Annotated in this window: 13 protein-coding genes; all 13 read right to left on the bottom strand. The window is 32.1% G+C overall.

Going from position 1 to position 13,081, the window contains the following annotated elements; all coding sequences use genetic code 11:
- Positions 1–35: 35 nt before the first annotated feature.
- The 13 genes from dltD to tlp all read right to left on the bottom strand — a co-directional run bounded on the left by dltD (position 36) and on the right by tlp (position 12,958).
- Positions 36–1,229 (bottom strand): D-alanyl-lipoteichoic acid biosynthesis protein DltD, encoded by a 1,194-nt coding sequence (dltD, locus tag KTC92_RS05740; protein ID WP_220286950.1) that lies wholly within the window; start codon positions 1,227–1,229, stop codon positions 36–38.
- Positions 1,229–1,468: a phosphopantetheine-binding protein gene (locus tag KTC92_RS05745; RefSeq protein WP_220286951.1), complete on the bottom strand. Its 240-nt coding sequence runs from the start codon at positions 1,466–1,468 to the stop codon at positions 1,229–1,231. The genes dltD and KTC92_RS05745 overlap by 1 nt, the downstream gene beginning before the upstream one ends.
- A gap of 14 nt (positions 1,469–1,482) precedes the next feature.
- Entirely contained in the window at positions 1,483–2,628 is a 1,146-nt protein-coding gene (gene dltB, locus KTC92_RS05750; protein ID WP_216303020.1) for a D-alanyl-lipoteichoic acid biosynthesis protein DltB, read from the bottom strand.
- Entirely contained in the window at positions 2,629–4,104 is a 1,476-nt protein-coding gene (gene dltA / locus KTC92_RS05755) for a D-alanine--poly(phosphoribitol) ligase subunit DltA (protein WP_216303019.1), read from the bottom strand.
- A gap of 740 nt (positions 4,105–4,844) precedes the next feature.
- Positions 4,845–6,218 (bottom strand): sensor histidine kinase KdpD, encoded by a 1,374-nt coding sequence (locus KTC92_RS05760; RefSeq protein WP_216303018.1) that lies wholly within the window; start codon positions 6,216–6,218, stop codon positions 4,845–4,847.
- On the bottom strand, positions 6,209–6,868 hold the full coding sequence (locus KTC92_RS05765) for a response regulator transcription factor (RefSeq protein WP_216303017.1): 660 nt from the start codon (positions 6,866–6,868) through the stop codon (positions 6,209–6,211). Before KTC92_RS05765 ends, KTC92_RS05760 begins: the two co-directional genes overlap by 10 nt.
- Before the next feature lie 117 nt (positions 6,869–6,985).
- The gene (locus KTC92_RS05770; RefSeq protein ID WP_216303016.1) at positions 6,986–7,489 is read right to left on the bottom strand and encodes a NisI/SpaI family lantibiotic immunity lipoprotein; all 504 of its coding nucleotides are present in this window, start codon (positions 7,487–7,489) and stop codon (positions 6,986–6,988) included.
- A gap of 12 nt (positions 7,490–7,501) precedes the next feature.
- On the bottom strand, positions 7,502–8,245 hold the full coding sequence (locus KTC92_RS05775) for a lantibiotic immunity ABC transporter MutG family permease subunit (protein WP_220286952.1): 744 nt from the start codon (positions 8,243–8,245) through the stop codon (positions 7,502–7,504).
- Between the two features lies 1 nt (position 8,246).
- Entirely contained in the window at positions 8,247–8,972 is a 726-nt protein-coding gene (locus tag KTC92_RS05780) for a lantibiotic immunity ABC transporter MutE/EpiE family permease subunit (protein WP_220286953.1), read from the bottom strand.
- Positions 8,972–9,679 (bottom strand): lantibiotic protection ABC transporter ATP-binding protein, encoded by a 708-nt coding sequence (locus KTC92_RS05785; RefSeq protein ID WP_220286954.1) that lies wholly within the window; start codon positions 9,677–9,679, stop codon positions 8,972–8,974. The genes KTC92_RS05780 and KTC92_RS05785 overlap by 1 nt, the downstream gene beginning before the upstream one ends.
- A 211-nt stretch (positions 9,680–9,890) precedes the next feature.
- Positions 9,891–11,117 carry a D-alanyl-D-alanine carboxypeptidase family protein gene (locus KTC92_RS05790; RefSeq protein WP_220286970.1) on the bottom strand — a complete coding sequence of 409 codons (1,227 nt, stop codon included), beginning with the start codon at positions 11,115–11,117 and terminating at the stop codon, positions 9,891–9,893.
- Between the two features lie 210 nt (positions 11,118–11,327).
- Entirely contained in the window at positions 11,328–12,497 is a 1,170-nt protein-coding gene (locus KTC92_RS05795; RefSeq protein WP_220286955.1) for an amidohydrolase, read from the bottom strand.
- Between the two features lie 233 nt (positions 12,498–12,730).
- Positions 12,731–12,958 carry a small acid-soluble spore protein Tlp gene (gene tlp, locus KTC92_RS05800; RefSeq protein ID WP_216303011.1) on the bottom strand — a complete coding sequence of 76 codons (228 nt, stop codon included), beginning with the start codon at positions 12,956–12,958 and terminating at the stop codon, positions 12,731–12,733.
- Between the last annotated feature and the right edge of the window lie 123 nt (positions 12,959–13,081).

Genomic DNA, 13,081 nt, shown 5'->3' on the forward strand with positions numbered 1-13,081 from the left:
TGACAATAATATAAATAGTTGTCATAAAAATTATATTAGTTTTCATTTTTGTTATAAAATTTATCAATAGCTTCATTAACATATACCCAACCTTTCCAGCCTAAGTGGGAACTATCCATTAGAAAGTACTTTTCATTTTCATATTTTGAAAAATCAGCAACCTCAAATCCATAGGAATTAACCATAGTGTTTATTTTTTTATAATAAGCTAGCCTATCATTTTTATTAAATCCAGCATAGTCATACCACTCGCCGTTTACAGGAATATTTAGAAATAGTGGTTTAATTCCTTGTTCTTTACAAACATCTAGCAACAATTTAAAATCCTCATATTCTGGAGATACTTTATAAGAGTCCTTCTTCATAGACCCCTTTATTTCATGAAGATTTCCTCTAATCGCGTGTTTATACGCATTATTGTCCATACCAAATTTATTATTATTAGACTTTGATTCGGCAATCTCCGTAGCTTTTTTTAATTCCGCATTCCAGTTAATATTTGTATGCTGCGTCGCATTATATTTTGCAAGTTTAGGCTTAAGATATTTAATGCTATTTATATTGTCCTTTAACATTAATTGCTCGTATCTTATCCTGTAATAAGGAGTCATCAAATATCTCTTAGATGTACTTAATAAGTCATTATTACTATAAAGAGAGCAGTAGTCTCTCATAATATCAAAGTGTTTATTGGCCTTTTTGTCAGTAATTGATATTATTCTTTTAGAAAACTCTTGCTTTGTAGTTAAACTAATATCCTTATTAAACAAAAATCCATATACCTGTGCTTCAGAAGAATTGGCTTCGAACTCATTTTCATTAATGCCGTTCTTTAAAAACCATTGTGGAGAAAGTACGAAAACCACTTTTTCCCCCTTAAGTTCCTTACCAATTGCTCCAAAATTAGCAGTATGTACTAAGGATTTATAACCTCCTTGTCCTATAAGATTGATTTGGAAACCATTTTTTTTATCATTAAAAACTTTAATTGGATGAGTAGAATATGCAGTAGTCTTTACAACTTCAGAGGAACCAAACATAAAAAGATTATCACCTTGTCTTGCTCCCATGCTTTGAAGTGCTACGCTTTTAAATTTATATGCAGATAAATTTTCTCCGAATTTATCATAATATTTTTTTGAAATAAGACCTTTATAATAGCTTTGATAACAAAATAAAAAACCAATACTAATAATAATAGAACAAGCGAAAGCTATGACCTTTTTCATTACATTCTACATTCAGAGAGAGTTTGAATGTATTCAATAATTTTGTTTGGTGTTTCTATATCTCCTCTTTCAACAATTGCAGGATCAAGTTTGATTTTAGCTTTATCCTCTAATTCTACAATCAGTTCAATAATTCCTAATGAATCCAATCTTCCGCTATCAAATAAATTCACATCACTTTCGTTATGTAAATCCTCACCAGTAATTTCTTCTAATATACTATAAATTAATTCTTGCATATAAATTCCTCCTTCTATTTAAATAAATATCCTGAAAATATTAAAAAACTAAAACATATCAAATTAAAAGTTACAAAAGTCGAAGCAATTTTAAAATAACCCTTTCCTTTGATTTTTTTGTAGAGTACTTTTCTCTGAAAATAATCTGTAACTATGATTAAAATCCCATGGAAGGCACCGTAAACAACATAATTCAACTGAATCCCATGCCATAGCCCCATGGTTATCATGTTTATCATGAAACCAATGTAGGAAGCTGTATATCTACTCTTGAACCACTTTTTCTTAATGGCAGTCATTACGAATCTATTATAAATAAAATCTCTAAACCAAAAAGATAAGCTCATGTGCCATCTGTTCCAAAAATCTTTTATATCTTTACTTATAAATGGAAGATTAAAGTTTTCAGGCGTTTTTATTCCCATTATGTAGCTTACGCCTATTGCAATTAAACTGTAACCGGCAAAATCGAAAAACAAATAAAAGCTATAAGAATACATATATTTAGTTGCATTTATTAAAGTGTGTGGTCTTAATGATATTACATTAATAAAATGTTGTTGTATATAATATCCTATTAAGAATTTGTAACCTATTCCCTGTAGAATCTTAAATAGTCCATCACCTAAATATTCAACATATTGTCTGGGCTTTATAACCTTATTGCTTTCCTCAGTAAATCTAAGTGAGCGGTCAATGGGTCCAGAACTTAATGTTGGAAAAAATAACATAAAATAAGCAAGATCAAAAATATTTATTTTGGTAATATACCCATCAAAAATTTGTATTAACATCTGAATAACTTTGAAAGTTAAATAAGAAATCCCTAGAAATCCAAGCTCTCTGTGTATAAGTATATTGCTAAACTTTGAGTAGATTAAAGGTGACAGGCCTATAAATATCATTATCCAAAGTAACCATCTTTGTTTAAACTTTTTCACTATAAAGCTGTAAATAATAATTAACAAAAATTCCATTATAAAAAATATAATTAAATATTTAATTTGCTGTTTTGATTTACCAAAAATTAAATACATCATAAATAAGCTAGCCGGTAGTCCATACCATTTTATCCTTTTGCCAAGCAAACCAACAACAATTGCTGGAATTAGCACTAAAATCATTATATAGAAATACAAAAAATCTCCATAAGGAAGCATTTAAAATTCCTCCATTATCTTTTTTCTGTCGATTTTTCCATTTCCATTTATCGGTAGAACTTCTACTACCTTTACTTTGCGAGGTATCATATATGAAGGCAGTAAATCCTTCAAGGAATTTTTAACTAAGATAATTATGTTTCCTTCATATTTATCATTTAGCACTACAGCTGTTGCTAAATATTTAATTTTACCTCTTTCTTTAATAGGTACTACAACTGCATTTTTAATGAAAGGAAGTATTCTTATATTGTTTTCAATATCTTCAATTTCCACTCTATAACCATGAAGTTTAATTTGATTATCTATTCGTCCCTCATAATATAATAGACCATTAACTATATAACCCGTATCTCCGGTCCTGTATCCCCTCTTTTTAACATCTAAAATTTCTTTTTCAAAAAAATTTTTTTCTGTTAAAATAGGCTCAGCAAAGTACCCTATACTTACACTATCACCTACTATTAATATTTCATTTGTATTTTCTTCTATGATTATTTCACAGTCTTTTTTTACGTACCCAACTGGAAGCTTTTCTTTACTTAAAAGCATTTCTTTCTTTATTTCAATTGCAGTTACTGCTACTGTTGCCTCTGTTGGCCCATAGAAATTTATTATTTTAATTTTAGGGAATCTTTCGAATAATTTTCTTACGCATTCCTTAGAAAGTGTTTCTCCACAGAATAACAACTGCCTCAATTTGGGTAATAACTTTTCATTAAATTGCTCACTTTGTAAACACATTTCTGCGAAGGACGGAGTGGAAACCCAAGTTGTAATTCCCGAAGACTTAAAATCAATAAAAAGCTCAGGTAAATTAGCTATCATCTCTTTATCAATACTATATAGTATTGAACCAGAAACCAATGATAAATAAGTATCCATAACAGATAAATCAAAAGAAAAAGGTGCTTGATTCATAAATATTTTATCTTTTTTATCAGTTAAATCCATACTCCAATCAATGAAGCTTTGAATACAATTTTTAGTTATCTGAACTCCCTTTGGATTACCAGTACTTCCTGAAGTATATATAATATAATAAACTTCTTCATCCTTAATTCTATAACCTATATTTGGTATTTTATTCCCATGTTGTAATAAATGTTCTTCTATTTCACTCTTATTCAATATTGTTTCTGCTGGAATATCAATTAAATCATCTGATGTGTTTATAATTAGTTTAGCACCAGAAATAAATACAATATCTTTAAGCCTTGTAGTTGGTGTTGAGCTATCCACTGGAATATATGCATGTCCACTTTTTACACAAGCTAAAAAACAGATAAGCATTAAATGATCTTTATGTCCAAAAACTATTATTGGAGTTTTATCTTTTCCAAATAAATCTATAATATTTACAGCAAGTGAATCAGATTTTGTTTTTAATTCCCTATAGGTTAAGTTACTATTCCTATACATATGAGCTACTTTATCGCCAGTACTGTAACTTTCGATTTTATCAATAAAGTCCATAAATGTGCCTCCTCTCTATATTTCAAAAATCTATGTTTTCTTTTATTTCCTATTCGCTAAGCAATAATTATGTACATTATATAATCTAAATATATTAATAACTCTAAACATTCTATTTAACATAATTCAATGTTTTTGTTTACACACATACATTCGTTTTGCTTAATTATCCACTTTCCCTTGCCTCCATTTATATTCGCTCTTACAATTTATGGTATAACGCTACTCTATGTAAAACTTCCCATGTAATTATAAGGCATATTGGGTACAAATGTATACATAAAAGTAAAAAAATAAATAAAATTGTATATTGCAATATAAAATATCCGAAAATTTCAAGATAAATATAATATTAAATTGTAATGGTTTTTGCTCCATCATGTTGGCAGATAAACCGTTTAAAATTTTTCAACAAAGTAAAATGCATATTCCTTGCTTTCTTATATTACAAGAAGGAGTTTAAGAAAATTGTAATTAAACCTTAAGATTTCTTAAGATTAGAGTATACAACTTACCAAAGAGAACTAAAATACTCTGTAATATCGTTCAATTTTGTAGACCCTTTCTACTTTATAGTAAAATAGAAACAAAAAAAATTCTATGCTTATTTAAAAAAGCCCTCAAATGATTGGTTTTCAATCGCTTGAGGACTTTCTTTATCTGTATGACCTTCCCTTTAGAAAGACCTGTAGCTTTAATTATTATATTCTGAACTTGCTGTCAAAAAAATCACCAATCCCCTATTCACAAATTGGAATCTCTATTGTTACCTGTGCGCCACCAGTTACAAGTGAATTATCCATATGGAGGGTCCCCCCATGGAGATTTACAAATGATTGGGTAATGTACATCCCTATCCCATAATGACTTTTCGATGCGCGGCTACAATCACCCATATAAAATTGTTTTGTGGCTGATTTGATATCCTCGCTTGAAAAACCCTTTCCACCGTCTGTTGTAATGAATCTTATTTTATTATCCATGGATTTTACCTCAAAATAAATTTTTCCGTTACTTGGGGAGTAATCCACCGCATTTGAAATAACATTCATAATGGCACGTTGAAGTAGCAACTTATCAATCATAATCGACCTAGGAATATAAGTTTTAGTAAACTCAACTTTAAGTCCCTTGGTATTTGCAATGGCTTCAAGCTGCTCTTGAATTGTGCCAATAAAATTTTCAAAATCTATTCTTTCCAGTTGTAGAAAAAGAGTTTTTTCTGAATTTGAAATATCAATCAGTGTTTTGATATACTGATCAATCTGCCTTGTATTTGTTGAAATATAATCAATATATTCCTGTTGCTCCTTATCTAATGTTGAATCAGACAGCAATTCAGCATTTCCTTTGATAATTGTTAGTGGAGTTTTAAGATCATGGGCAAGAGCGGAAATCTGCTCCTTCTTTGCTTGTTCTATATTCCATTGCTGTTCTAATGATTTTTTTAATTCTGTTTTCATGTCTGATATTGATAAAAGTACATCATTGAATTCTTTAATTCCTGAACATTTTATGTCAAAGTCCAAATCCTGCTCCTTGATTTTTTCAGTAGCTTGCAGGAGGGGCCTTAGATGCTTATTTAGGTTTTTCGCATAAATAGTAGTAATGATTAAAATAATGAAAAAATATAAAGCGGCAAAAGTTATAATCATGATTTTTTCGGGATCCGGTAAATGCTTATTTAAAAACTCAGATTGGTAGCTCATTTGAACATAGTACTCTAAAACACAAAACCCATCTTCCCTTTCAATGAAATAGTAGTTCTTTTTGCTTACACTTTTAAGGTAAGTACCCTTAGCATATTCTGTTGCGGTAAGTAAGTCCTGACCCTCTAAATTTGTTTTTACAACCTGATATTCTTTATCGAAAACAGCAAATTTACATCCATAGGGTATCATGTTTTCTGTGATTTTCGGTGTAGATGCAAGTAATGGTTTAGCGCTCCTAGCCAAATCCTCGCAGTAACTCGGTATAAGAATCACACCATTTCTTACGCCTAGATTAAAAATTCCCATATATACTCCTGCGAAAACAATAAATGTAACTCCTAAAATTAATAGATACTTAAAAAAGACCGCCTTTAACGTAAAAGCTTTTTTCTTTACTTCCATTTGTACCCTATCCCCCATACCGTCTCAATTGGTGACAGTTCAAACACAGCTATCTTTGCCCGTATGTTTTTAACGTGCTCCGTAATAGCTGAGCTGTCACTTTCTCCATCATACCCATAAACACCTTCGTATATTTTGTCCTTTGAAAAAACCTGGCCTTGATTTCTGGCAAGAAATTCGCATATGTTATATTCACTTTTGGTAAAAGGAATTTTTTTATCATCCACTAAAATGTCCTTACCAGCTAAATCAAACTTCACCCCGGATACACAAAGAGTAATTCGCCTTTCACGGTTTTCCCGCCTAAGATAAGCATTTACTCTGGCTCTTAGTTCCCCCACTCCAAATGGTTTTGTAATGTAATCATCCGCGCCAAGCCCTAACCCGTACATAATATCTATTTCCATAGTTTTTGCTGTAAGAAAAATAATAGGACAGTCTACAATACCACGAATCTCCTTACAAAAAGTAAATCCATCCATACCCGGCATCATGACATCAAGTAAAATCAAATCAAAGTTTGAAAATTCACTAGTTAAAATTTTTTCAGGATTCACAACCGTAGTTACCAAATGATTATCTTTCTGAAGAATATTTTTAATTAAAGCCAGAATATCAGGTTCATCATCGATAACCAGAATTTTTGCCATATTCCTCACTCCTCGTATGTTGTCTATAACTAGTATAACGTCAAAATATTATCAAATCAACTTATATTATCCACAAATTCCAAATCATAGCGAAGCTTATTATAAGCACTTTTATTTTTACTCCGCAGGAGATAATTTGATGGCTGTTTTATCAGTAGACGCGCTTCCTACAGGCATCGCTTTGTAAAAGTTGTTATCAACTTGGACGGCGATGGCTTCTTTACTATCTATACCTTTTATTGAACAAACACTTTGAAAAGATACAATAAACTTTGCATTTTGGGGAAGATCCTTTTTTACATCCTCTATTGTTAATTGGGCAGACAAATCAATTTCCTTTTGCGAAATTATACAATTATTTTTATCAAGAACTGCCACTTTGTCAATAATTCCGTTCCATCCCCCAAGTTTAGACCGGTCCAATGAAACATTTGAAATTTGATAAGTTATTTCCTTATAACTGATTTGCGTAGCATTTTTAGCATTGACCTTGCAAACAATTTTATCTTTAAGTGCATATGTCCTTACTTTTTTAATTATAGTATCTTTTGCAAAATACCCTATTACTAATGTACAAAACAAAACTGCAAGCAAAGGCCTCAATATTTTTTTTATCTTCATAATAATTCCTCCTTATTCATATGACTTTCTTCCTTCCCACCTTTTGAACCAAAATAAACTTGCAACAGAAGCTATACATACGGTAAATAACATGATAAATACTCCTTGCTTCGTATCAACTACTGCAAAAGCGCTTGTAGAATACTTGCCCCACTCTACAACGAGGTTATCGCAAAATCTTACACTCCATGCGCATGGAATAAAATGCCACACTCTATCTCCAAGACCAGTAAGCATCAGAGCAGAAACCAGACTTTCGAAAACTCCAAGCCCTGTGGAAGCTCCTTTTCCAAATTGAAGACTTATGAACACGTGCAAGATATAAAGAAACATATTTCCTATTACTAATGCTCCTGCGGCTTTCAAGTAAAATATATTGGGCATTGTTTGGAATCCAAGTGCAAATGTTCCTACAGCAAGTATAATAGAAAAACTTCCCAATAAAAGTAACACAATTAGCTTACTCAAATACGTGGTGCATTTTGATTTTGTACTGCACAGTAGTGTTTGAAAATTTCCAGCTTGCTCTTCCTGCTCAATTACTATCCCACTGATTATTCCTATGAGCAAAGGAAATGCAATTGCTAGGACCTCCAAATACCCACTTATTTTTTTTAATGCGCTCCATGAAGATGAACTATAATATGCCAAAAACATGAATGCTCCCGCTAGCGGAATAAGTAGATGAATCCACAGAATAGAAGTATGTCTTAATTTATAAAAATCCGATTTTATACACCTAATTAAAGCAATCATATTAATTAACCTCCTGTTTTTCAAACCAATTAGCGGTAACAATCATTAGCAAAGCAAACAGAATAATGGACAGCATAATTCCAATTGGAATCACGACTGGATTTCGTAGCGGATCTCCTATTTCCGCTAGCATTCCATTTGGCAAACTCCCAACAACCGAACACATAATACGTGACGTCCAACTATAAGGACAAATCCACCACATTGATGTACTTACAGCCATAACATTTAATACAGCTCCAACTCCAGCGTTTATCAAAACTGTCCCTAGCATTCCCAGTTTCTTCGCTAAAAACATACAAAGTGGAATCTGCCATAAAGATGTAACTGCAATCAAACCAGCTCCGGCAAATGCGCGAAAAATCGGTACGGTATTGGAAATTAGATAACCTCCTAAAAGAATTCCAACTAGCAAAACCATACATGAGAAAGTCATATAAATCCCATTTGCCAAAACTTTTGAAATCCACACCTTTTTTAAAGAAATCGGCAGACCAAATACAGCCCTATAGCGTAACTTTTTTTGCTCCTTTTCGTTAGTCATTACTGCCATTATTGAAATATATCCCGGCAAAATCATCATGTACCACCAATTAAAGCTATTGAATTGAAACCCGTTTCCGGACATAAATGCAAATAGCAAAGTAACCATAGGTGCAATAAAAATCAGTTTTTTTATAAATGTTCTCTTACACTTTAAATTTTCAGCCTGTAAATATTTAAGCATTATAAATCCTCCTTCCTGTTCTTTTTCACAACCTCTGTGAAAAGCACCTCCAAATCTTCACCAGGATTAATTTTGCCGTTATACCCGAGTACCCCATTGCTTATGATGCCGATGTGGTCTGCAATCAATTCAACCTCAGACAATATATGACTGGAGAGGATCACTGTCATTCCCTGCGACGGGAAAGAACGTATTAACTCACGTAAATCTTGTATTCCAAGAGGATCCAAGCCATTTGTAGGCTCATCCAAAATTAGCAATTTGGGTTTATTTAGTAGTGCAATTGCAATTCCAAGCCTTTGCTTCATTCCCATAGAAAACTGTCCTGCCTGCTTTTTTCCTGTATTCGTTAAATCCACAATTTCCAGTACTTCTTTAATACGGGAATCTGGAAGTCCTAAAAGAATAGTTCGTACTTTCAGGTTTTCAACGGCCGTAAGATTTTCATAAAGAGGTGGAGATTCAATCAAAACTCCTATATTAGAAAGATCCTTCCTGCTCCACTGATGATCCTCAAAAATTATTTCTCCTGATGTTGGATGAAGCATTCCCGTAACCATTTTTAATAGAGTTGATTTTCCGGCACCATTCGGGCCTAGCAATCCATAGACAGAATTTTTCTCAATGGACAGCGAAATGTTGTTTACTGCACGCTGTTTTTTAAAAGTCTTGCAAAGATTTTTTGTTTGTAAAATGTAATTATTCATATTCATCACCCTTTCGTTTACTATAGTTTTATAATACTAAGTAATTATAAGGATTCTATAAGGATTTTTATTTTTTCCTACTACTAATTGAATTCTTAGAGTGAACACTTCGCCTTGCTGTTACTGAAATACAGATACATCAGCCATCCACGTAAAAAAAGGCCCTATCATGGATTTAATATCCATAATACAACCCTTTCTTCACTTCATTTTAAAAATTCTTTTTAAATCTATTATTCCTTCTTTTTCTCTTATTTAAATTAATCATTCTTATTATAACCGCTATTCCAATTAAAAATAAAATAAATATCCCAGTAGCCATAATATATATATGTATGTTGTTTTTTAATAAAGACCCTTTCGAAACTGTTGAATACAGCTTGTAAGTTTTGACCTTCCCTTTTTCAGTTAATGTCAAAGTTCCAACGCTCTTATTTCCTTTAAGACTAGAAACAGACATACTGGTTAAGTTTATATTTTCCTTCAAATCTTTTTTGTTTGCTTCGTTGTTGTAATAGCTAACATCCTCTTTAGCTACCAATGGTACACTAATAGTTTTCTCTGGACCAAAGAATCCAAGCGGTTTGTATTTTAATGTTTCAGTTCTTATAACAGAATTATTTGCATGTAATACTTCTTTCTGTAAATTATAGCTATAGTTAATTATGTTTTCCATATCATTGAAAACATAAGTGTCTTTGGCATCCATAACTGATCCCATAACAACCCCCATAATTTCTCTACCATTTCTTTCATAAAAGGCTACAAGACATCTTCCGGCTTGTGAAGTATATCCTGTTTTCCCACCAATACAACCATCTACGCCAAGAAGCTTGTTGCTATTTTCAATTTTAAATGTTGTACCTTTTGATGTTGATATGGTACTTTTCTTTTTAGTCATTGATTCTTTTACCCATGGGTTTAAAAATGCAGCTCTAGCCAATATACTCATATCATAAGGCGTAGTATAATGATTGGGACGCGAAAGCCCATTAGGAGTTACAAAATGAGTTCCTGTCATGTTCAATTGGGCTGCCTTATCATTCATCGTTTTCTCAAAGTTTGTACCATTTCCTGAGACGTCGTCTGCAATCATACAGGCCAGATCATTCGCTGAAAACAGTGACAGTCCATCCATTACGTCAGCACCTGACATAGTTTCATCAAGTCCAATTGGATGAAAATTAACATTTAATGAATCCGCAGGCTGGATTTTTGCACTTTGCGTATATTTTATTTCATCAGTTTTTTCCCTGTTCTCAGCGAGTAATAGCGCGGTCATTAACTTTGTTGTACTTGCTGGGTACGTTAGCTTGTCAACATTTTTCGCGTAAATTATTTCGCCAGTTGCAACATCTACAGTGATGGCTGCTTTCCCATATATTGTTGGTAAACTAGTAGTGTCATTACTACTAACTGCGAAAACATTTAAGTTCATAGAAAATACTAGAAATAAAACAATCAGAGTAAATTTTTTTTTGTATTTCAACTTTCATCTCTCCATTACTATAATTTATTTGCATTCATTATAAAATACAATTGAAAATAAGACTTTTCAACAGATAATATTTGATTGTATAAAGGTATATTATAGCACATATATGGTTATTAGCACATTACCATTTTAATCTTGTTTCATAAATCGACTTTACTTTTCTGTTAAAATAAGCAATGCGCGCCTACCGAGTTTCGCAAAATAATTTGCACTTGGTAGAATTGCCGCATCATCTACTGTAAATTTAGGATGATGAAGTGAATATGACACACCTGTACCTATACTAACAAATGCACCCTCTATTTGCTCTTGATAATAAGCAAAGTCTTCTCCAATTAGGGTTTGAGGAAGTTCCTTAATAACATATCCCTGTTCTTTTGCTACTTCTAATGCAACAGACGTCCACTTCGCTGTGTTATTTGTTGCTGGCGGTCCGCAATACCATTTTAGCTCGGCAGTTGCACCAAATGAGTCAGCCATTCCTTTAACTATTTGCAGCATTTTTTTAGGGACGAACTCACGTGTTTCAGCCTTAAGCGTCCTCACAGTTCCTTCAAAATAAGCTGTAGTGGGAATTACGTTCCATGTATTACCACTTTCCAAGTGAGTAACACTAATGAGTACTTGATCAAATGCACTAACATTACGACTAACAATTGTTTGTAATGCTGTAATCATATGAGCTGCAACAATAATCGGATCTGTTCCCTTTTCCGGTGATGACGCATGTGTTCCAGTGCCTGCAATTTCGACTTCAAAACGATCAACTGCTGCAGTCAAAGCTCCCACATTTGTTCCTAAACTGCCTACTTCTAAATCTGGTGAGCTATGCAATCCAAAAATTGCATCAACACCTGATAGGACTCCGCTTGCCAAAATGTCTTCTGCACCCTTCCCTATTTCTTCAGCTGGTTGAAATATAACCCGTACTGTTCCAGATAATGTTGATTCTTGTTGTTTTAATAAATAAGCTGCACCTAAAATAACAGTTGTATGAAAATCGTGTCCACAAGCATGCATTTTTCCAAAAACTTCTGACTTATAATCTAAATCTGTTTCTTCAATAATAGGCAACGCATCAATATCGCAACGAATTGCAATAATAGGCCCTTCCTTAAATCCTTTTATTTCTGCAACTAACCCTGTTTCAAGTGGTAGATCAAGTACTCGAATTTGAGCTTCATTTAATAGCTTACGTAAAGTCTGCGTTGTTTTAAACTCCTCTTTAGATAACTCTGGATGCTTATGAAAATTATGACGTATCTCTATAAGTTTTTCTTCCAAATTATCATCAACACTTTTTAATAATATCTCATTCTTCATAAAATCATACCCCTTAAATTTATTTAAACACACGTATAAATTGAGCTTTATCTATCTTTTCTAATTTCTTACCATAATAACATGAAAATATAATAATAATTATAATTATCAAATTAAAGATGCTTAATATATACTGCGAAAGCAAATGAAATACCAGTATGTTTACATACAAAATTCATAAAAACGGTATAGCTAAATATTGCTATACCGTTTCTGATTATTGTATTCTTACTCTATCTATATCCGTTTTTTTTATCTATTGCCTCTTCTCTAATTTCTGTTCTCATGCCTGTAATAGCTTCTTTTCTTCTCTCATTCTTTTCCTCTAGTGAATTTATAATTTTTTCATCATCTGTTTTTTCAATAGCTTCTTCAGCAAGGTTAAAATTTTCAATAGAATTATCAATATTCTCCTGAATTTTATCTACATTATCTCTCCTGTCATCTGGTTTGTTTTTCATAATTTCATCTCCCCTTTTGTTTGATTTAATAAACTATCTTTTATTATTATATCTACAAAAATATTTATTATGCGACAAAACATTAAAAGAAGAAAGACAAAGACGTTAATGTTTAGATATATC

This window comes from Clostridium sp. CM027, from assembly GCF_024730565.1.
Taxonomy (GTDB): Bacteria; Bacillota; Clostridia; order Clostridiales; family Clostridiaceae; genus Clostridium_AD; species Clostridium_AD estertheticum_B.